Annotated in this window: 21 protein-coding genes and 1 tRNA gene; 5 read left to right on the forward strand and 17 right to left on the reverse strand. The window is 46.0% G+C overall.

The features are described 5' to 3' along the window. Position 1: 1 nt before the first annotated feature. From fabD to MJ761_RS01585, 7 genes are all read right to left on the reverse strand, one after another. The gene (gene fabD, locus MJ761_RS01555; RefSeq protein WP_093093050.1) at positions 2-946 is read right to left on the reverse strand and encodes an ACP S-malonyltransferase; all 945 of its coding nucleotides are present in this window, start codon (positions 944-946) and stop codon (positions 2-4) included. Between the two features lie 38 nt (positions 947-984). Next, positions 985-1,848: a hypothetical protein gene (locus MJ761_RS01560; protein WP_093093048.1), complete on the reverse strand. Its 864-nt coding sequence runs from the start codon at positions 1,846-1,848 to the stop codon at positions 985-987. Positions 1,849-1,872: 24 nt separating this feature from the next. Next, positions 1,873-2,835 (reverse strand): beta-ketoacyl-ACP synthase III, encoded by a 963-nt coding sequence (locus tag MJ761_RS01565; protein WP_093093123.1) that lies wholly within the window; start codon positions 2,833-2,835, stop codon positions 1,873-1,875. Between the two features lie 77 nt (positions 2,836-2,912). Beyond that, positions 2,913-3,938: a phosphate acyltransferase PlsX gene (gene plsX / locus MJ761_RS01570; RefSeq protein WP_093093046.1), complete on the reverse strand. Its 1,026-nt coding sequence runs from the start codon at positions 3,936-3,938 to the stop codon at positions 2,913-2,915. A gap of 3 nt (positions 3,939-3,941) precedes the next feature. After that, entirely contained in the window at positions 3,942-4,469 is a 528-nt protein-coding gene (locus MJ761_RS01575) for a phosphoribosyltransferase (RefSeq protein WP_093093044.1), read from the reverse strand. A gap of 167 nt (positions 4,470-4,636) precedes the next feature. Continuing rightward, entirely contained in the window at positions 4,637-4,816 is a 180-nt protein-coding gene (gene rpmF / locus MJ761_RS01580) for a 50S ribosomal protein L32 (protein ID WP_037404788.1), read from the reverse strand. 32 nt (positions 4,817-4,848) lie between these two features. Beyond that, positions 4,849-5,352: a YceD family protein gene (locus MJ761_RS01585; protein ID WP_093093042.1), complete on the reverse strand. Its 504-nt coding sequence runs from the start codon at positions 5,350-5,352 to the stop codon at positions 4,849-4,851. 51 nt (positions 5,353-5,403) lie between these two features. Here MJ761_RS01585 and MJ761_RS01590 point away from each other — a divergent pair, with 51 nt between their 5' ends. From MJ761_RS01590 to MJ761_RS01605, 4 genes are all read left to right on the forward strand, one after another. Beyond that, positions 5,404-5,994, forward strand: coding sequence for a Maf family protein (locus MJ761_RS01590; protein ID WP_093093040.1), 591 nt, complete (start codon positions 5,404-5,406; stop codon positions 5,992-5,994). After that, positions 5,991-6,704 carry an SAM-dependent methyltransferase gene (locus MJ761_RS01595; protein ID WP_093093038.1) on the forward strand — a complete coding sequence of 238 codons (714 nt, stop codon included), beginning with the start codon at positions 5,991-5,993 and terminating at the stop codon, positions 6,702-6,704. The genes MJ761_RS01590 and MJ761_RS01595 overlap by 4 nt, the downstream gene beginning before the upstream one ends. An 83-nt stretch (positions 6,705-6,787) precedes the next feature. Next, positions 6,788-6,864, forward strand: a tRNA-Pro gene (locus MJ761_RS01600). 337 nt (positions 6,865-7,201) lie between these two features. After that, on the forward strand, positions 7,202-8,488 hold the full coding sequence (locus MJ761_RS01605) for a dicarboxylate/amino acid:cation symporter (RefSeq protein WP_037404778.1): 1,287 nt from the start codon (positions 7,202-7,204) through the stop codon (positions 8,486-8,488). A gap of 140 nt (positions 8,489-8,628) precedes the next feature. On the opposite strand, the gene metG is transcribed toward MJ761_RS01605, so the two are convergent. The 9 genes from metG to MJ761_RS01650 all read right to left on the reverse strand — a co-directional run bounded on the left by metG (position 8,629) and on the right by MJ761_RS01650 (position 19,648). After that, a complete protein-coding gene (gene metG / locus MJ761_RS01610) occupies positions 8,629-10,686 on the reverse strand; it encodes a methionine--tRNA ligase (protein WP_093093036.1) in 2,058 nt (685 codons plus the stop codon). Positions 10,687-10,787: 101 nt separating this feature from the next. Next, positions 10,788-11,351 (reverse strand): ubiquinone biosynthesis accessory factor UbiJ, encoded by a 564-nt coding sequence (locus tag MJ761_RS01615; RefSeq protein WP_093093034.1) that lies wholly within the window; start codon positions 11,349-11,351, stop codon positions 10,788-10,790. Further along, positions 11,345-11,956, reverse strand: a complete 612-nt coding sequence (locus tag MJ761_RS01620) for an LOG family protein (protein WP_306807125.1) — start codon at positions 11,954-11,956, stop codon at positions 11,345-11,347. The genes MJ761_RS01615 and MJ761_RS01620 overlap by 7 nt, the downstream gene beginning before the upstream one ends. A gap of 57 nt (positions 11,957-12,013) precedes the next feature. Then, positions 12,014-13,090, reverse strand: coding sequence for a prephenate dehydratase (gene pheA / locus MJ761_RS01625; RefSeq protein WP_093093121.1), 1,077 nt, complete (start codon positions 13,088-13,090; stop codon positions 12,014-12,016). A gap of 69 nt (positions 13,091-13,159) precedes the next feature. Next, positions 13,160-14,383 (reverse strand): multidrug effflux MFS transporter, encoded by a 1,224-nt coding sequence (locus tag MJ761_RS01630; protein ID WP_176715089.1) that lies wholly within the window; start codon positions 14,381-14,383, stop codon positions 13,160-13,162. 35 nt (positions 14,384-14,418) lie between these two features. Then, positions 14,419-15,417, reverse strand: coding sequence for an ornithine carbamoyltransferase (gene argF, locus MJ761_RS01635; protein ID WP_093093032.1), 999 nt, complete (start codon positions 15,415-15,417; stop codon positions 14,419-14,421). A 10-nt stretch (positions 15,418-15,427) separates the two neighbouring features. Next, positions 15,428-16,585 carry a succinyl-diaminopimelate desuccinylase gene (dapE, locus tag MJ761_RS01640; RefSeq protein ID WP_093093030.1) on the reverse strand — a complete coding sequence of 386 codons (1,158 nt, stop codon included), beginning with the start codon at positions 16,583-16,585 and terminating at the stop codon, positions 15,428-15,430. A gap of 120 nt (positions 16,586-16,705) precedes the next feature. Further along, positions 16,706-17,764 carry an alanine racemase gene (gene alr, locus MJ761_RS01645; RefSeq protein WP_093093028.1) on the reverse strand — a complete coding sequence of 353 codons (1,059 nt, stop codon included), beginning with the start codon at positions 17,762-17,764 and terminating at the stop codon, positions 16,706-16,708. A 627-nt stretch (positions 17,765-18,391) separates the two neighbouring features. Beyond that, positions 18,392-19,648 carry a D-amino acid dehydrogenase gene (locus tag MJ761_RS01650; RefSeq protein ID WP_093093026.1) on the reverse strand — a complete coding sequence of 419 codons (1,257 nt, stop codon included), beginning with the start codon at positions 19,646-19,648 and terminating at the stop codon, positions 18,392-18,394. A 179-nt stretch (positions 19,649-19,827) separates the two neighbouring features. On the opposite strand from MJ761_RS01650, the gene MJ761_RS01655 reads away from it, so the two are divergent. After that, positions 19,828-20,292 (forward strand): Lrp/AsnC ligand binding domain-containing protein, encoded by a 465-nt coding sequence (locus MJ761_RS01655; protein WP_037491402.1) that lies wholly within the window; start codon positions 19,828-19,830, stop codon positions 20,290-20,292. A gap of 815 nt (positions 20,293-21,107) precedes the next feature. Here the strand turns inward: MJ761_RS01655 and MJ761_RS01660 are convergent. Then, a complete protein-coding gene (locus tag MJ761_RS01660) occupies positions 21,108-21,971 on the reverse strand; it encodes a prephenate dehydrogenase (RefSeq protein ID WP_093093024.1) in 864 nt (287 codons plus the stop codon). Positions 21,972-22,002: the final 31 nt, after the last annotated feature.

Raw genomic sequence — 22,002 nt, forward strand, 5'->3', positions numbered from 1 at the left:
TTTAGCTGGCAGAATGCGCAGCAATGAAACTTTCCATATTTTCTACACTAGTTAAAGCTGTACAGCTGGCACTTTTATCAATTCGCTTGGCCAGACCGGCCAGTACTTTACCCGGACCACATTCAGCAAACTCAGTAATACCTTCTGCCACCAGTTTGCGCACTGTTTCTGTCCAGCGCACAGGTGAATACAACTGCTGCACCAGCGCCTGTTTAATTGCTTCCGGCTCAGAATGTGCGGCAACATCCACGTTATGTAATACCGGAATCTGTGGTGTCTCAATTTTAATCTGTGCCAGAGCCACAGCCAGTTTGTCGGCAGCCGGCTTCATCAGACGACAGTGAGAAGGTACAGATACTGGTAAAGGCAGAGCACGTTTGGCACCAGCCGCTTTAGCCAGCTCACAGGCACGGGAGATAGCCGTAGTACTTCCGGCTATTACCACCTGACCGGGCGAATTATAGTTTACTGCTTCGGCAACGGTACCTGATAATTCATTTTGCGCCTGTAAGCAAACCTGACGCACGATATCATCATCTAACCCCAGTATTGCTGCCATTGCACCTTGACCAGTTGGAACAGCTTCCTGCATTAGCTGGGCACGCAGGCGAACCAGTTTGACAGCATCATTAAAGCCCAGACTACCTGCTGCAACCAGAGCGGTGTATTCGCCCAGACTATGGCCTGCCAGCATCACTGGTCTCAGTCCGTGCAGTTGTTGATAGACATGCCAGCTTGCAATACCAGCAGTCAGCATCAGCGGCTGGGTATTAACGGTTTCATTCAGGGCAGTGTTATCTTCACCATTCATCAGTGCCCATAAATCCTGATCAAGTGCTGCCGAGGCCTGTTGGAATGTTTCTTTGACAATGGCCATGTCGTTGAAACCGGCCATCATATTGAGGCTTTGTGACCCCTGACCGGGAAAGAAAAAAGCAATATTCATGGTCTTCCTTGATTTGAATGGAACTAATATTGAGACAATTATTTTGATGGAGACTGGTTGGCCTGTAAGGGTTGATTGTGGTGCAGAAACATTTTGGCACCAGCTGGTGCACCTATTGCATAATTCAGGCTAGCTTCCAGTGATTGAGCAAACGGCCCCTGATAGATTTTATTACCCATATGAGTCAGATTGGAGCGTGCATCAATATAAACTTTACCGCCCAGCAGATTCCACAAACGGCAGAAACTGAAATCCTCAGACAAATAACGTTTGGTTACTGGGTCAACCAGACAGTCATAAAAACGATAATGATAACCCTGATTATCAACACTGGGGCAATCAGGCTGATATTGCAGTTCAGGATAAGCTTTCATTAAACGGGTAAAGACCTCACGCTTAATCACCATGAATCCGGTTGGTGCCTCTGGAAGCTCAATAAAACCTTCATCATCTATCTGCACATGCACTTCATTATTGGCATCTGCCCGGCTGATATTGATGGCATAGCGTGTATAGGTGGCATTGAACTGCTGCTGGTTCATATGTGCATCAATACCATCTGCCGGCCATGATTCTCGCTTGAGCGGGTACACGCCGGCAACAATATCGCGATCTGCCAATAACAGTCGCTGAAATGCTTCCGGTGAAAAACCGATGTCGGTATCAATCCAGCATAGGTGTGTCCACTCTGGATGTGCCAGAAATTTAGCTACACAATTATTGCGTGCCCGGGTAATCAGGCTTTCACCCTGATGCATGAATACCTGTATCGGGAACCCAGCACGAGTATGCGCAGCCACTAAATCCAGCAACGACTGCACATAATTACCAAAGTAACGGCCATCATGGCTAGGAGACATGATAACCGGATACATACCGGCTAATGCTGATTGTGGTAGCATAATGCGACTCTGATAAAAACGGTATTAGTATTTCAGGGTAATCGCACCCCAGGCAAAGCCTCCGCCAATACCTTCTAGCAATAATGTCTGACCACGCTGGATGCGGCCGCTTTTAATCCCTTCATCCAGTGCCAATGGAATAGAGGCAGCTGAGGTATTACCCTGCTCTGCCAGCGTAACAATGACTTTGTCCATCGGTATGCCCAGATGGCGAGCAGTGGATTCGATAATACGCAGATTGGCCTGATGCGGAATAATCCAGTCTATATCAGCTGGCTGCAAACCGGATTCTTCAATAACTTCTTTGGCAATATTGGCCAGTGCCTTAACTGCAAATTTATATACAGCCTGCCCATCCATATAAAGATAGGGTGATCCTTCAATATTGCCGGCAGCGATTTTTCCGGGTGTTTGCAAGATATGGCTATAACCACCATCTGCCTGCAATCTGGTTTTGATGATACCGCCCTCCTGTTCAGACGCACCCAGAACCACGGCACCAGCACCATCCCCAAACAGGACACAGGTACGCCGGTCATTCCAGTCTAGTAGGCGGCTAAAAGTTTCAGCGCCAATAACCAGTGCTTTGCTCGCCATACCGCTTTTGATATAGGCGTTGGCGGTTGCCATTGCATACATAAAACCGGCACAGACTGCCTGAACATCAAATGCCGGACAACCGGAAATACCAAGTTTGTTCTGTACGATGCAGGCTGTAGCCGGAAATGTCATATCTGGCGTTGATGTAGCAACAATAATCAGATCGATGTCTTCTGCAGCTATGGCAGCATCGACCAGTGCGGCCTGTGCTGCGGCAACAGCCAGATCGCTGGTCTGTTCATTTTCAGCAGCAATATGGCGCGCTCTGATTCCTGTGCGTGTGGCGATCCACTCATCAGAGGTATCAACGATTTTGCTCAGGTCATCATTGGACAGACGGCGTGCAGGCAGATAACTGCCTGTGCCTAGAATATGAGCATTTAGCATGGCATAGTCTTTATTTACAACAAAGGCCACATTTTAAACAAAGTCATTTAACTTGTCTGCCTTTGTAACAGGGTGATTTATTCTTCCAGCGCAGTCAGTTGCTGTGCTACGCCAGCCTGAATTTTCGTAATTGAATCTGCCTTGATAGCCTTATAGGCCTCTTGCAGTGCGAAACAGAAGCCTGTGGCATCGGTGCCACCATGGCTTTTGACTACTACGCCTCGCAGGCCAAGGAAAATGGCACCATTGAAGCGCCGCGGATCCAGACGCCGCTTAAAGCTTTTCAATGTCGGCAATGCAATTATAGCGGCCAGTTTGTTGAACCAGCTACGAGTAAATTCCTCTTTAACAACCGTACCAATGAACTTAACTGCACCTTCAATACTTTTCAGCATGGCATTGCCGGTAAAACCATCGACTACAAGTACATCGACTTCGGCCGTAAAAATAGCATTACCTTCAACATTACCAACAAAATTCAGATTGCTGCGCTGTAAAAGCTGATGTGTTTCTTTGACGGCAGCATTACCTTTGATGTCTTCGGTACCAACATTGAGCAAGCCTACCCGCGGACGGATATTTTCAGGCGACAGTGCTGCCACCTGCTGGCTGCCCGCAATAGCAAACTGCAAAAGCTGGGTACTACTGCAATCAACGTTAGCACCAAGATCAAGTACCAGTGTAACGTGATTATTGCGCCCGGGTAAAAACTTGGCAATAGCCGGACGATCAATACCGGCAATAGTTTTCAATACAAAGCGTGCAGTTGCCATTAGGGCACCAGTATTACCGGCCGAGACGGCAGCCTGTGCCTGCCCTTCTTTAATCTGGTTAATGGCCACACGCATGGAGGAATCTTTTTTATTCTTGAGCGCAGACGTTGGTTCTTCATCCATGCCTACTACTTCACTGGCAGGACAGATGGTAATTCGCTCCATAGAAGCGCTGGCTTTGGTTAATGCGTTTCTGATTTTAGTTTCATCACCAACAAGAATCAGTGCTGCATCTGTTTGCTGCTGTAAAAAAGTCAGCGCTCCCGGAATGGTAACATCCAGTCCAAAATCGCCGCCCATTGCATCAACTGCGATGGTTTTTAAGGTCATATGTTATGCCTCAGGTGTGGTTTGGGCTGCAACGTTCTCATAGTGCTCATCAATATCAAGTGCATCCCAAGGATAATTAATCCACCAGTCATCTACCTGTATTGCACTATAGAAAGGTAAATCTGCTGGCAATACCCCTTTTTTGGGTTTACGTTTTTCGTGCAGTACGGCAACGCCCAGCTGCTGAAAACCTTCATGCTGTAATTCACGAATGCAATATTCGAGCGTGGCTCGACTGTCATCCACTTCGTCGACAATCAGTAGTTTCTTGTCTTTCATTTTCTCGTCAAAACCATTTGTCCATTGAATTTTCTGCGGACAATCGGTCGGACAATCGTTGATATCATAATAAGATAAAGTAACGGTGTATACAGGAATATTCAGAAAGCTACGCAGTATACGTGCCGGAATAAATCCACCGCCACCGATAGCAATCATTGCATCAAATGAATGTCCTGATTTCTGTATCTTTTCAGCCAGCTGTTGGATGGCACGATGTATGTCTTCGTAGTTATACCAGATTTTTTTCATGGGAAACCCGGGTCAATATAAAGAGCAGGCCACTGATGGCTGCTGGGAAAGTGAAAGTATTTTATCTTAAACAGGTTGAATTACCTGCTAATAATGGATACAAAAAAGCCAGTGATTGCTACTGCAATGTCTGGCTTTCATACGCATTGAATAATCACAGAAGTGATTTATTCACCTTTGGCTTTGATTACTTTGCGTCCACGGTACATACCGTTTGGAGAAATATGATGACGCAGATGTACTTCACCAGTTGTGGTGTCAGTAGAAACCTGTACGGCGGTTAGACCATCGTGTGAGCGGTGCATACCGCGTTTTGAAGGGGATTTTTTGTTTTGCTGTACTGCCATGTTAAAGCTCCTGGGAAATTTAAGTTAATTCGTTAGTGGCCGCTTTTCAGTCCTGCCAGTCTGGCAAAAGGATTGCCAGAGTCTTGATTGGTTTGTATTGCCAGAGTGTGATCACAATCTTCATGTCGCGGTGCAACTGGAATCGCCATTAAAATTTGGTCTTCCACCAGTGCAGCCAAATCATATTCTGCACTCCATACCGCGCCTTCAAGTGATCCATCAGCGGCCATAGCCTCGTCCAGCAACTGTTCGCTGGCAAAAAGCACTATATGCGACTGGTCATTCAGCGCCCAGGAAACTGCCTGTAAACAGCGCTGACACACCAGCTGCAACTCACCTTCTATGCTGATATCAATAAAAGGACGCTGCCAGCGATCAATTCCACCGCTGATTTTATACTGGATATTGCCGTCGCGTTGCGCCAAAAGTTCATGTGACCAAACTCGCCGGTCAAGCGCCTGAAGCTGCAATTGACCACAGCGTTGCTGCTGTTCATGTGTGAACGTGGCCGTATCAATCAAAATAGGGTCTAACATAAACGGCGGATGATATAATTTAAGCTTTATAATGTCAATGAGTTCGCATCTATGCCGAGTGATAAAAAGCTGATTCTGGCTTCCAGTTCACGTTTTCGCCAGCAGCAACTTCAGCAATTACGTATCCCTTTTGACGCAGTTAGGCCAGATTTTGAGGAAACGCCTCTACCTGCTGAAACCGCTCCACAGACAGCCTTACGTCTAGCCAGCGGTAAAGCTCAATCTCTGGCCAGTCTTTATCCGGATGCACTGATTATCGGCTGCGATCAGGTTGCCTGGTGTCGCGAACAGCAACTGGGCAAACCACTCACCGTAGCAAAAGCACAACAGATGTTACACTATTTGAGTGGTCAGGAGGTGAGGTTTTACAGTGCACTAACGGTACTGAATACTGCTAAAAACCGTCTGCATCAGCATATTGATGAAACGCGCGTTGTGATGCGTACGTTAACAGATGCGCAGATCAATTGTTATCTGACGTTGGAGCCTGATGCGGTGCACTGTGCTGGTGCAGCCAAAAGTGAAGGACTGGGTGCTCTGCTGATTGAACGCATTGAAAGCTCAGACCCGAATGCGCTGATTGGTTTACCGGTTTTTCGTCTGGTGGACTTTCTGCTGGCTGAAGGAATAAATATTTTATGAACAGTCCCATACTCTATCTGATTCCTACCCCGCTAGGAATGGCTGATACGCCCTGTCTACTTGCGCATGAACAGGAAAATATTGTTAGGCTGACCGATTTTGTTGTTGAAGCCGAAAAAACGGCACGTGCCCACTTAAAGGCATTTGGTGTACACACGCCGATTCGCGAACTGAATCTGCGTACGCTGAATGAACACACGGCAGAGCGCGATATTGCTGCATTATTACAACCGTTACATGCTGGGCGCAGTATGGGCTTACTCAGTGAAGCCGGTTGCCCGGCAGTAGCTGATCCTGGTGCACAACTGGTGGCACTGGCACATCAGGCTGGTTTTACTGTTATGCCGCTGGTTGGCCCTTCCAGCATTATGCTGGCACTGATGGCCTCTGGCACCAACGGACAGTGTTTTGCCTTTAAGGGCTATCTGCCTGCGGAGAAGAATGCGCGCATTGAACGCCTGCGCGCGCTGGAAAACCGTTCACGGCAGGAAAATGAAACCCAGCTTTTCATTGAAACGCCTTACCGCAATGATGCTTTACTGGCAGATGCCATTGCCAGCTTGCATCCGCAAACCTGTTTGTGTATTGCAGCTGATTTAACTATGCCCACTCAAACCATTATTAGTCAGAGTATTGCAACATGGAAAAGCATGAAAGTACTGCCGCAACTAAAAAAAAGACCATGCCTGTTTGTGCTGTATGCTGGTTGATACCTGATTGACATTTTTTAGAAATAACTTGTACCTCACTCTTGTCAAGGTGCACATCACTGCCTATAATGCACAGCTTATTTCGGAGTGTAGCGCAGCCCGGTAGCGCACCTCGTTCGGGACGAGGGGGTCGAAGGTTCGAATCCTTTCACTCCGACCATATTTTTAAAACCGTTTGTTCAATTATGAGCAGACGGTTTTTCTACAATCAAACCGAATTATGCCAAATAAATTTTGTTACAATCTAAAGGATAATATTGATTCTTTGCATATAAAAACAAATTATTGTAAATGGAATTAAATCTTTGCCAAACTGATGTTTTTATGAAAAAATCCTTTATAGTATGCACTTTTTGACCGCCTGTTTATTATTTAGTTATTAATAATGCTTTTCCGTAAAGTTATGTAGGCTTTATAATCTGCGAATAATGTCTTACATTATTCATAATAACTTTGAAACGCGGTAGTCTTTAAACACAAGTTTTTGAAAGATTAACATGTTACCACTCGAAATTGAGGAAATGAATCCACCACCAAAGAAACAGCGGTGGTATCAGATTCTGTATATACAGGTAATTATCGCCATTATTATTGGCATTTTACTTGGTAATTTTTTCCCCAGTATTGGCGAAAGCATGAAGCCTTTAGGCGATGCCTTCATCAAATTAGTCAAAATGATCATCTCTCCGGTTATTTTCCTCACAGTGGTAACTGGTATCGCCGAGATGAATAATATGAAAACCATGGGGCGCGTCGCTGGCAAGGCTATGGTTTATTTTCTGACTTTTTCTACTCTGGCTCTGGCGATAGGGTTGCTTGTGGCTAATATTGCCCAACCGGGACATGGTCTGAATATTGACCCGACAACCCTGCAAAGTACTAAAGTTCATGAATATGTGCAAAAATCGCATGAATCCAGTCTAACTGGTTTTCTGATGGATATCATTCCAACCACTGTAATGAGCCCGCTTACCAATGGCAATATCCTGCAAACCCTGTTTATTGCTATTTTGTTTGGCGTTTCTCTGGCAATGATTGGTGAAAAAGCCCGTCCGCTGATCAATATCTTTCATGATTTGTCTGCACCGGTTTTCAAAATGGTATCCATTCTGATGCGCGCAGCACCGGTAGGGGCATTTGGCGCCATGGCCTTTACTATTGGTAAGTACGGTATTGACTCTATTGGCAATCTGCTTTATCTAATTTTAACCTTCTATATATCCTCAGTACTGTTTATTCTGATTGTTCTGGGTGCGGTAGCCCGTTATAACGGCTTTTCTATCATCAAGTTGGTGAAGTATATTAAGGAAGAGCTGTTATTGGTACTGGGCACAAGCTCATCTGAAGCTGCGCTGCCGACGCTGATGCAGAAAATGGAAAATGCCGGTTGCAAAAAATCAATTGTTGGATTGGTGGTACCCACCGGTTATTCTTTCAATCTGGATGGTACGAATATTTATATGACCTTGGCCGCGCTGTTTATTGCGCAGGCTTGTAACATTGATCTGACACTGCAACAGCAGGTATTGTTGCTGCTGGTCGCGATGCTCAGCTCAAAAGGTGCAGCAGGGGTAACTGGTGCCGGCTTTATCACACTAGCTGCCACATTATCCGTTGTACCGTCTGTACCGGTAGAAGGGATGGCATTGATCCTCGGTATTGACCGCTTTATGTCTGAATGCCGTGCCCTCACCAATCTGGTTGGCAATGCCTGCGCCACTATTGTTGTCGCACGCTGGGAAAAAGGTCTGGATTCAGAGCGCCTGCATGAAGCATTGAAATAATCATTTCATTCAGGTATAAGATTCTGATTACAGAAATTTAGCGACCATATCACAGATGCTGAGATTAACAATCTCATCACTTTTAAAATAAAAAAACAGACCAGTTAATATTAACTGGTCTGTTTTTTTCGAATGAATAATCAGCCGACTTTCATACCCGGTTCAGCTCCACTATCCACATCCAGCAAAAACAGTTTACCATTACCAGCAGCCGAAGTTATCATACCTTCAGACATACCAAATTTGGCCATTTTACGTGGCGCAAAATTGGCTACTACGATTACCATGCGCCCAACCAGTTTTTCAGGCTCAGGGTAGCTGGCTGCAATACCAGAAAATATCGTACGCTGCTCAAAACCAAGATCAACCTGAAATTTAAGCAGCTTGCTGCTACCTTCAACTTTTTCACACGTCAGCACTCTGGCTACACGCATATCAATTTTCATGAAGTCATCAAATGAGGCTGTGGCAGCCACAGCTTCATATGCAGCAGTAGCGGCTGTTGACGCTGGCTGAATATTCTGGCGATTAGCTGCTACCAAATCATCAATTTGTTTTTGTTCCACCCGCTGCATCAGATGTTGATAGGTATTGATGCTGTGATCCGCTGGCAGTAAAGTCATACTGTCATTCCAGCTTAGCGGTGCCACATTCAAAAAAGCGGCTACTTTAGTAGCCAGCTGCGGTAATACTGGCGACAGATAAACAGTAAGAATACGGAAAGCATTAATCAGCTCACTGCACACTTGTTGCAAACGTACTTCCTGACATTCCTGCCGTGCCAGCTCCCACGGTTTGTTGGCATCCACATATTCATTCACTACATCGGCCAGTGCCATGATTTCACGTAAAGCACGCGCATATTCCCGTGCTTCAAAGCTGGCTGCAATGGCTTCACTTTGTGCCTGTAACTGTGGCAATAGCTCACTATTGCTGACATCGGTTAATTTACCCTGAAAACGCTTGCTGATAAACCCAGCAGCACGGGCAGCAATATTCACGTATTTGCCAACCAGATCACTATTAACGCGGGCGATGAAATCATTCAGATTTAAATCCAGATCTTCAATCTTGCTATTGAGTTTGGCTGCAAAATAATACCGCAACCATTCCGGATTCAGACGCTGTTCCAGATAGGAGCGTGCTGTGATGAAAGTACCACGTGATTTGGACATTTTCTGTCCGTCTACGGTGAGAAAACCGTGGGCAAATATACCTGTCGGGGCACGCAGATTGGCATATTGCAGGGTTGCCGGCCAGAACAGTGCATGAAAATACAGAATATCTTTGCCAATAAAATGATACATTTCGGTATCGGTATCTGCACGGAACCATTGGTCAAAATCTACGCCGATACGCTCACATAGATTTTTAAATGAAGCCATGTAACCGATAGGTGCATCCAGCCAGACATAAAAATATTTACCGGGCGCATCCGGAATTTCAAAACCGAAATATGGCGCATCGCGGCTAATGTCCCAGTCGCTCAGGTTGCCATCCTGAAGCCACTCATTCATTTTATTCAGCGCCTCTGTCTGCAAATGCGGTTGCTGGCGGCCATCAACTAGCCGAGTACTGCCGGCAGTCCACTGTTTCAAATAATCAGCACATTCCCCGAGCTTGAAGAAGAAATGTTCTGATTCTTTCAGCACTGGAGTAGCGCCGGAAATTGCAGAATACGGATTAATCAGTTCGGTTGGGCTATAGGTAGTACCACATGCCTCACAATTGTCCCCATACTGATCCTGCGCATGGCATTTCGGACATTCACCTTTAACAAAACGGTCTGGCAGAAACAGTTTTTTTTCCGGATCAAATAACTGTTCGATGGTACGACTTTCAATTTTGCCATTTGCTTTCAAAGCCAGATAAATACTACGGGACAAGGTTTCATTTTCAGGGGAATGAGTACTGTAATAGTTATCATAGCCGATACCAAAACCAGTAAAATCTGCCAGATGCTCCTGCCGTATTTTGGTAATCATTTCTTCTGGTGTGACACCCTGTTTTTGTGCCGCCAGCATCACCGGCGTACCATGCGTGTCATCCGCGCAGACGTAGTAGCATTCATGGCCGCGGGACTTCTGAAAACGCACCCAGATATCAGTCTGAATATGTTCAACCATATGCCCCAGATGAATATTTCCATTTGCATAGGGCAAGGCAGAGGTAACCAGTATTTTGCGTTGTTGTGTCATGATTGATGTATCGTTGATATTCAGTAAAAATTCTTGAAATTATACCAGAGCCGTTTCTTTGCTACAGTAACGGCTCGTGTGCTATTCCGGCAGAATGGAATTTAGTTAAGCTTCTGCTGCAAGCGGGCAATGCGGGCAGCCAGACGTGCACTGTCGTCACGTAATGTTTCCACTTGTGCCGTAAACTGCTGTAATTGCTGCTGTCCCACCACCGCAGCATCGCTTTCCCGCGCATAGTCAGCCACCTGTGCGGCAACACCATGACTGATTGCACGGCCATGCTGATAGAGATTTTCCAGTTCCTGTGCCACTTTTCCGCCCACAGTATCACCAAGCAGCCTAGTAAGATCATTGCGCCAGTCATATTGTAATGCTTGTATAAGTGGCAGAATGGCCATACCCAGTGCATGATCTCCGCTAATGTGCACATCGCCAACTCCTGGCTGTATACCACTAAGCATTTTACTCAGCGCGCTTGATGCAATCGTAATTGTGGTGTCAGCTTCGGCACAATCCTCCTGCCAGAAACCCTGTGCATCAATCCGGCCTTTAAGCGTCAGCATAGGTAATACCAGTGCAATAACTCGCTGCTGATGCTGCTGCCAGCGTGTTTTAAGCTCTACATTCTGCTGAATAAGATGATTAAGCAGTGCCAGAGTTAACATTGCGTTTCTCTGATCTGCTGTGCCCATTGCGGGGTAACCCATTTCACAGCATCCCGTGGCTGCCAGTGACGCATCTGTTCTAACAGTTCTGCCGGAATGGTGGCGCAGCAGAGTAAATCCATGTTTTCTGGTGGCATGAAGCCGGCTGTCACAGTATTTTGCAACATCTGGATTAGCGGATCAAAAAAGCCGGCCACATTCAAAATCCCTACCGGATGGGGATGCAGCTTTAACTGTGCTTGTGATAGCACTTCAAACAATTCTTCATAAGTGCCCAGACCACCGGGCATGGCAATAAAACCATCAGCCAGTTCAATCATTTTGTTTTTGCGCTCGGTCATATTAGCCGTTTCATACAGTTTAGTCAGCCCCGGATGCGCGCCTTCCATATTTTTGAGAAAGCTCGGAATCACACCAATGGCCTCACCGCCATGTTGCAGTACGGCTGTGGCAATTGTACCCATCAGACCAATATTGCCACCGCCATAAACCAGACGGTATCCCTGTTGTGCCATTTCCTGTCCCAACTGCTGTGCAGCATCGAAATAAGCTTTGTTCTGTCCCAAATTAGAACCACAATATACAACAATATTTTTCATACTCATTTTGTCTCCATGCCTGAGGTAATTTGTACCAGTTTCAGGTCAATATTTGTTTTACGTTTAAATCACAGCCTGCGGATAAGAACCAATCAATTTCAGGAATGCCGACCGCTGCTGTAAAGCAGTCAGTGCTGCGGCCACTGCTGCATCCTGTTGATGGCCTTCAATATCGATAAAAAATACATACTCCCACAAACCACCACGACTAGGGCGACTTTCGAGTTTAGTCATAGAAACATGATAGTCTGCAAAAGGCTGGAGTAAATCATGTACAGCACCAGCCTTATTGGGTGCAGCCACAATCAGCGAAGTTTTATCCCGCCCGCTGCTAGTGGTGATATTACGTCCCAGCACCAGAAAACGGGTAGTATTATTGGGTTCATCTTCAATATTCTGTGCCAGTATCTGGAGTTGGTAATGGTCGGCTGCCATCAGTGAGGCAATAGCTGCGGCACCACTGTCAGCAGTCGCCAGCCGTGCTGCTTCAGCATTGCTGGCCACAGCAATCCGTGCCACCTGCTCAGACAGGTTTTTATCCAGCCAGTTACGGCACTGTGCCAGTGCCTGAGCATGGGCGTAAACTTTATTGATGCCTTGTTCAGAAGCAACGGTACGCAGTAATTGATGATGAATGCGCAAATTAACTTCACCACAGGCTTTTAATGGTGTGGTTACCAGCAAATCAAGCGTGCGCCCCACTGAACCCTCAGTAGAATTTTCAATGGGTGCTACCACGTAATCTGCCTGCTGTGCCTCTACCAGGCGAAAGCCTTCTTCTATTGAAGCACACGGATGTGTCTGTGCTGCCTGACCAAAGTGCTTGATGACAGCCTGCTCAGTAAACGTGCCCTGCGGACCAAGATAAGCCACAGTTAATGGTCGTTCTAATGCCAGACATTCACTCATAATCGCCCGTTGTAGACGGGCAACCGCCTGTCCGGATAATGGCCCCGGATTCTGTTCCTGTACTCGGCGTAAAACTGCCGCTTCACGTTCTGGACGGTATATTATTCCTTCTCCTTTTAACGTACCAATGGCCTGAGCATGGCCGGCACGCTGATTTAATAAACGCAAAATTTCGCTATCAATCTGGTCTATGGCATCGCGATGCGGTTTAAGTTTATCGTTATCAGACATAATCAGTAGTGTTATTAATAATTTGTTCAAAAAAACATGAAAAAGGCAGCCTGCTGCGGCTGCCCGGAATTATCTATACTTTTCCAGCCATGCAGTGCGTGACAAAGTCCAAAGCAGAATGGCACCACAACTGGTAGAAATCAGCATCATCGTTGGCATCACATGTAACGAACCATTGTGCAGCAGCGTAGTCAGCCAGCCCACCATAGCGGCAATCAGAAACTGCATAGTACCCAGCACAGCGTTGGCACTGCCGCCTATTTTACGAAAATAGCTCATGAAACACGCCTGCGTATTGGAACCAATCAGCCCCTGTGAACCAATAGAAAACATAATTAACGTCAATAGCAGGAAAAACGGTGGTCGGTTCATACTCCACACCACCATAGTTAATAATAAATTACAGCTCAGCTGCAAGAACACACCACTGAGTAAAATATTTCGCGCGGGTGTAGTACGTAGACGATAGGCCGTTATCCGATTAAACAGCATCATGGTAATTATATTAGCGGCAAAAGCCCAAGAATACTGATGTGCGCTCAGACCATAGATATTCATATAAACAAATGATGATTCAGTCAAAAAGACAAACATAGCCGCAAAAGCAGCAGTCTGCAAAAACATAAAGCCAAGCGCTTCGGGCTCATGAAAAACCACAGAAAAATTCTGTTTTATCTTGTGAAAAACCCGACTGTCTAATGGCTGAAAATCTATTTTAACCTGTGGCATAAACCGCCACACACACATCAACACCATTAAAGCGTACACAAACAGAAAAATAAAGATAATACGCCAGCCACCTAGTGCAGCCAGTGCCGTACCCAGCATCGGCGCTGCCAGCGGTGCTGCCAGAGTAATAATGCCTATAGTGGCAAACATTTTGGCAGCTTCATTACCTTGAAAAAAATCACGTACTGTAGCACCAACAGTAACGGTTGCCATGCCGCCACCCAGAGCCTGAATCCAGCGCCAGAAAAGCAATTCACTGGCAGAATTGATAAAGACAATGGCAATCGCTGAGAGCAGATAAACGCTCAAGCCAATCATGGCAATGACTTTTCGCCCCTTAATATCGGATATCGCCCCCCCAAGCAATTGTCCCAGTGCCACACCAAACATAAAACTGGACAGACTGCGTTCAACCTGATAAATCGGCGCATGTAAAGAAGTAGCCATTTCTGGCACAGAAGACAGATAAATATCCGTAGAAAATGGCATAATGGCCACCATCACCGCCAACAGCAATGCCAGATAGCGCGGATTAATCAGTAACTGATTTTGGGAAGCTTGCATAACCATTTTCTCCATTAACAGCAGATTAAATGCGTTCAAGTATTCAGTAATGCGACCAGTATAGCTTTAATGGTATGCATCCGGTTTTCTGCCTGTTCAAATACTATAGAAGCGCTACTTTCAAACACATCTTCACTCACTTCAGCACCATTCAGAGCAAATTCATCGAACAGCCACCGCCCAAGCTGAGTATCACGATTGTGAATTGCCGGCAGACAGTGCATGAATTTCACTGCAGGATTGTGACTGGCTGCAAGCATCCCAGCATCAACCCGATATGGCTTAAGCTGTTCAATGCGTTCTCTCCAGACTTCTGTCGCCTCACCCATTGATACCCACACATCGGTATGGATAAAATCAACTTCATTAACCGCTGCTGCGGCGTCTTCAGTTAACGTAATCCGTGCACCAGTCTGCGCGGCGATCTCGCGACATTGTGCCACCAAACAGTCATCCGGCCAGAAAGCACGCGGAGCACCAATGCGCACATCCATACCCATTTTGGTACCGGCTACCAGCAAAGAATTGCCCATGTTATAACGGGCATCGCCCACATACGCATAGGCAATCCGGCTTAAAGGTTTTTTGCTGTTTTCTTTCATGGTAAGCAAATCAGCCAGCATCTGCGTAGGATGGTATTCATTGGTTAAACCATTAATCACTGGCACCCCCGCATATTCAGCCAGCTGCTCAACAGTCTCCTGAGCATAACCACGATACTCAATGGCATCATACATGCGTCCGAGAACCCGTGCACTATCACGAATACTCTCCTTATGGCCAATCTGGCTGCCACTGCTATCCAGATAGGTCACATGCGCACCCTGATCATGTGCAGCTACTTCAAAGGCACAACGGGTACGGGTGGAAGTTTTTTCAAAAATAAGAGCAATATTCTTACCGGTCAGACACGGCTGCTCTGTACCGGTTTGCTTCTCAACTTTCAATCTGGCAGCTAAATCCAGCAATGCCTGAATTTCTGTTGGTGTATAGTCCAGCAGCTTTAAAAAATGTTTCTGGCTTACAAGACTCATTATTATCTCCTCATGCAGATTGGCAGGAATCAGGCTGGGCAAGCTGTTGCAGCATATCTTCATAAATCGCCGATAACTGTGCTATGGCAGCAATATCCACACATTCATCTATCTGATGGATAGTTGCATTCACTGGCCCCAATTCAATCAACTCACTGGCAATGGCTTTAATAAAGCGACCATCAGAAGTACCACCAGTAGTAGATAGCTGTGCAGCCACCTTACATACACGGTCAATGGCAGTCTGGGCGACAGTGGTTAAACGCCCTGCTGCGGTCAGAAATGGTTGTCCCGACAATGCCCAGTCCAAATCATAGCGTAAACCATGCTTATCCAGAATGGCATGTACACGCTGGCGCAAACTCTCCGCACTGGATTCTGTCGAAAAACGGAAATTAAATTGCACCGTTAACTCGGCTGGAATCACATTAGTTGCACCAGTACCGGCATGAATATTAGAAATCTGGAATCCAGTAGACGGAAAATAAGCATTGCCGTCATCCCAATGCGTGGCGGTTAGCTCAGCCAGTGCCGCTGTGGCTAAATGAACAGGATTAGCAGCCAGATGCGGATAAGCCACATGTCCCTGACGGCCGTGTACCCGCAACGTGCCGGATAACGAACCACGCCGTCCATTTTTTATCATATCTCCCAGCGTATCAACAGCAGTAGGCTCGCCTACAATACAATAATCAATTTGTTCACCACGTTGTTGCAGAAGCTCGACCACGCGTTTGGTGCCATTGTGTCCGTCGCCCTCTTCATCTGAAGTAATCAGCAGAGCCAGACGCAGTGGTAAATCCGGCTGTAGTACCAGCAAGCGCTCACATGCAGTAACAAAAGCAGCAATACTGCTTTTCATATCGGCAGCACCACGACCATATAGCCGACCATCACGCTCTGTAGGCGTAAATGGTGGAGAAGTCCAGCAACTTTCATCTCCGGCTGGCACCACATCAGTATGGCCGGCAAAGCATACCAATGGCCCCTTTTCGCCATAAACTGCATAAAAATTATCAGTCTCCCCAAACCGCAGGGACTCAATGCGAAAACCCAATGCTGTTAGCCGACTTATCAGCAATGACTGGCAACCATGATCATCTGGCGTGACAGACGGCTGTGCAATCAAAGCTTTGGCCAATTTCAGTGTTTCTATTTCCATTATCATAAACTCAAAAAAAATAACTTCAGGCAGCTTGAGAAGCTGCCTGAGAACATATTACATCTTTATAAACCAATTTTTCTGTCTTGCCAAATATTTACCCTACAATTAATAATCCATGGCAACTTATTCATATACCATTTCTGCCCGTTTGACATTACACAATAATTCATAGGCAATAGTGCCGGCCGCCGCAGCCACCTCATTCACATTAACAACATCGCCCCACAATTCCACCTCACTACCCAGTAACTGCCGGTGGTCATCCAACTGTACTGTCATCATGTCCATAGAAACCCGTCCCAGCACATTACTGCGTACCCCGTTAATGGCTACCGGCGTACCTGTTGCAGCACGGCGCGGATAGCCATCAGCATAGCCGCAGGCCACCAGCCCTACCCGAGTTGAACGGTTGGTAACAAAACTAGCACCGTAGCCAATCGGCTCCCCCATCTGCAATACCCGCTCACCAAATACCTTGCTTACCAGCCGCATCACCGGCTTAAAGCGGCTATCTGTACCGCCCATGGGTGAAATTCCATACAGCGCCAGTCCGGCTCGCCCCCAGCCACACTGAGTTTGCGGATAGGCCATCATCGCTGCTGAATTGGCCAGACTCACTTCTCCGGGCAAATTGGCACACACCATCTCAAAAGCGTGAATCTGTTCAGCCGTCATCGTTTTCATCGGTTCATCGGCACAGGCAAAATGAGTTATTTTTACCACATCGGCGACCTTATCACTTTGTGCCAGCGCCTGATAGGCTGGTGCATAATCATGTGGAAAAAAGCCAGTACGATGCATACCCGAATCCATTTTCAGCCATACTGTTACCGGTTTTTGCCAGTCATGAGCAAGTAGCGTTTCTAACTGCCACAAATTACCTACTACCGGCCACAACTGGTAACGATCTGCCAGCGCATACTCCTCAGCAGCAAAAACGCCTTCCAGCATCACAATCGGCAACTGTATACCCGCTTCCCGCAGCTGTACTGCCTCATTGATACACGCAACTGCAAATCCATCGGCTATATCAGCCAATGCCTGAGCACAACGCACTGCACCATGTCCGTAGGCATTAGCCTTCACCACGGCCAGCATTTTGCCACCACCATGCATCTGTTTTAAAGCCAGAAAATTATCACGTAAGTGATTTAAACGAATATGCGCAACTAACGGACGCATAATGACTCCCCTGTTATCATGGTTACCAAATTTTATTGTTTAAGCAAAGCAATCCCTGTAAGCAAACCAAATTATGCCCGTTTACGCAATAACCTGCGCTACTGTATATCTTACCACCACCGATTACCGCCCATATCTGTCATATAGATAACTAAATCAGCAAAATCTACCAGTCCAGTCCTTTCCTGCAAACCGGTTGCCAGTACTTCTATTCTACCGTTTACTACCTCATGTCAATGATGCGCATCCAGCCAAACTTGTGCAATCATGCCATCAGCCTGAAAAAATTCAAGTGTCTCCGATTTCTTTATCTGCCCCATACCCGAATAAAACAGCTACTGGTATTACTAGTCAATAGCAACACCAGCAGGAAAATCATGCAACTCATCCACCAATATCCAGTGTGTAGCCATTTACGGGTCAGATTCTGTAATCCAGCAGGCAGAAGCAACTTCCAGTAACAGAATTTTATCATTAGCACTATACAGACCTTACCCCTAAACAGGATAAATTAATAATAACATTAACCATAATAAAACTTTTACAGCTCCTGTATGTCCTTACAAACTACATATTCTGGCACCGCACCACACAGGCGAATACATTTAATCAAACGATATCATTAAATTAAACATAACGCGCCAGCGATAAATCACTGGTTTCAATTTCCGGCTTAACTCCACTAATCAAATCAGCCAGAATCTTTCCCGAACCCAACCCCATCGTCCAGCCCAGCGTACCATGGCCGGTATTCAACGACAGGTTCACAAAACGGCTGGCACCAATAATCGGCGTACTGTCCGGCGTCATCGGGCGCAAACCACTCCAGAAAAATGCCTCAGAAGTATGGCAACTGCCCGGAAACAGATCATTAACCACCAACTCCAGCGTAACCTTGCGTTTGGGATTCAGCTGAATACGATAACCTGACAATTCTGCCATGCCACCGGCACGGATCCGCTCATCAAAACGCGTTACCGCCACCTTATAAGTTTCATCAATAACCGTAGAAACAGGTGCTTTATCGTCATCAATTATCGGGATAGTGAGTGAATATCCCTTCACCGGATAAACTGGCAGATCAATTCCCAGCTTGCCCAGCATACTGCGACTGAAACTGCCTAGCGCACAGACATAATGATCAGCAGTAAACCACTGGCCATTAGCCTGCACACCCTTAATCGAACATTTATCCTGATGGATATCCGAAATAGCATGCTGGTATAAAAACTTCACACCCAAAGCCGCACATTTTTCTGCCAGCTGAGTAGTGAATAAATGACAGTCACCCGTACCATCCTGAGGCAGATACAAAGCACCGGCCAGTTTCCCGGCCATATGTGCCAGTGCCGGCTCATACTGCGTACATTCAGCAACACTATTGAGCACCTGTAACGGCACCCCGAATTCCTGTAAAACAGCTATATCAGAACGCGAGTCAATTACCTCTTTTTCCGTGCGGAAAATTTGTAAAGTACCTCGCTTACGCCCCTCATAGCGAATATTTTCTGCTGCTTCTAGCTGCTGTAACATCTCGCGACTATACTCAGAAATACGTACCATGCGTTCTTTATTAGTGGCGTAGCTCTGTGCATTACAATTGCGATACATCTGCCACAGCCATCGCAGCTGAGAAAGACTACCATCAGGACGAATCAGTAAAGGCGAGTGCTCCTTGAACAGCCATTTCCATACTTTCGCCGGAATATTCGGTGCAGCCCACGGCGTAGTATAGCCATAGGATAACTGGCCGGCATTGGCAAAACTGGTTTCCATTGCAGCCTGATCAGCACGTTCCAGCACAGTCACCTCGTGTCCGGCCTTAGCCAGATACCAGGCAGTACTCACGCCGACAATACCTGCCCCCATAATCAGTACTTTCATTCCCTTCTCTCCCAAGCAATCAGATGAAATAACATCAGCCGTTTTAGTTGCAAAATCCTCAAACAGTTCATTTAGTTACTTTTTCTAGTGTAAACAAAGAATGATAGTGAATTTCACTTTATTTAAATAAAAAAAAGGAGTATTTTGACAAATAATCACATTCATATAACGGATAAACCATGCACCATCTTGACAAAGTGGACATGAAAATACTGTCCTTACTACAAAAAAACGCCCGTACCACCATGACCGAACTGGCCGACAAAGTAGGATTATCCACTACCCCTGTCACCGAAAGGGTACGGCGACTGGAGCGCGAAAACATCATTACCGGTTATCATGCACGCCTGAATCCGCGTGCCTTAAACCAGAGTCTGCTGGTATTTGTGGAAATCAAACTGCGTTCCAAATCTGGCAATATTTTTGAAGATTTCCGGCGTGAAGTACTGACTATTCCGCAAGTACTGGAATGTCATCTTATTTCCGGCGAATATGATTACCTGATTAAAGTACGCCTGCCAAATATGCATGCATACCGCAACCTGCTCGGCAATATCCTGTTGCAATTGCCAGCAGCAGCCGAAAGCCGCAGTTATGTTGTTATGGAAGAAGTAAAAGAAGAACAGATGTTACATCTGGAATAAATACCGGCTATATTAAGTATTGAGAGCAAAACCTGAATTTACTCCCCGGGCAGCCAGCTGTAAGCCTGCCCGCCGACTAACTGTCTCAACAGCAGAGTCATCAATAATAACTGCCCTATTTTCAGCTACAGTAATCTATCTGAGGATTCCAAACCACCGTATTTTTCTCGCCGTTTATAAAAATTGAGTTCCCCATGTCTTATTTACAGCAAGGCTTGTTGGCAAGGATACCGGCTTCGGCTTGTTTTAAAATAGATACAAATTGATACACTGTGATCCATTTCATCTTTAAAACCACCGTGGGTTAATGGCGAAAATTTTCTACTTTAAGACCACTGTACTCTTTAAGGATAGTTACACATGAAGCATTAAATAATATGACGCCGATTGAATATAAAACCCAAAAACAAGCAGCCTAATTTTCTACTTGAATCTTGTATAGGGTATTTACCCTAGAAATACTACAATCATGCATGACCAAACAAAAATACCATAAGCATAAAGAAAAACAGATAAAAAAATGCGCACACGGTTAAGTGTGCGCCAAGTCTACAAAGGAGAAATAGAGGAGAAACTGTTAAACCAGCTAGGAGCTGATTTAACGAAGCGAATTATGCATCAAATACGCTCGCATGGCAAGTCATATTTTGTATTAATTCGACAAAATAGAGTTATTTTAATTAAAAATGCCGCAAAATTGATTAACAGCACTTATCTGGCGCAGTCAAAAACGCTAAAAAATACTTTATTCAGCCACAACTTAGCCAGAGTAATGCTCTTTATCTGCCCGAATCACCTCTTGCAGTACTTTTTTTCTAATTCTGCCAGCCTTCGCGTATTTTCTGTGCTTTGACAAAAAAAGCAGTCAACTTTTGGGCATCACCCTGTTGCAAACATTGCTGCAAATATACCAGCTCCTGCTGTTGCTGCTGTAGCAAATCAGCCAGCACCTTGCGGTTAGCCAGACAAATATCTGTCCATATCTGCGGATGACTGGCAGCAATCCGCGTGAAATCTCGGAAACCACTACCGGCAAACTGCAACAACTCATCTGCATTCGCTGCTTCTGCTAACTGGTGAACATACGCATAAGCCAGCATATGTGGCAAATGACTCACTGCCGCAAATATCGCATCGTGCCTGACTGCATCCAGATAATATATTTGTGCCTGCACTGCCTGCCACATCGTCACCACTGCCTGCAATGCAGTTTCATCCTGATGTTCATGTGCACAGATGATACATTTTTTTTGTGCAAACAAGCCAAACTGCGCCGCCAGTGCACCATGCCGATCTGAACCGGCAATCGGATGAGAGGCAACACAGCGCAGATAGTGATTTGGCAGCTCAGACGCAAAAGCCTGTAATGCCAGCTGCTTGGTGCTGCCCACATCAGTAACAATACACCGTTCAGGCAGGTATGGCGCCAGCTGGCGACAGATTAACGGCAATGTATTAACCGGTGTAGCAATCAGTACCATATCAGCATCAGCCACACTCAGTGCATCAATCTGAGTATAGGCATAATCAATGACACGCCGCTCCAGTGCCCGAGTTAGGTTATCTGCATCAATATCAATGCCAGCCACCTTGTCTACCAATCCGGCACGTTTCAAATCCAGTGCCAGCGAACCGCCAATCAGACCTACCCCAATCAGCACCAGCCTGTGCATTCTCATAACAGGAAATACCCCACACAAACCATCATCC

Origin of the sequence: Snodgrassella communis, from assembly GCF_914768045.1 — a bacterium.
Lineage (GTDB): Bacteria > Pseudomonadota > Gammaproteobacteria > Burkholderiales > Neisseriaceae > Snodgrassella > Snodgrassella communis.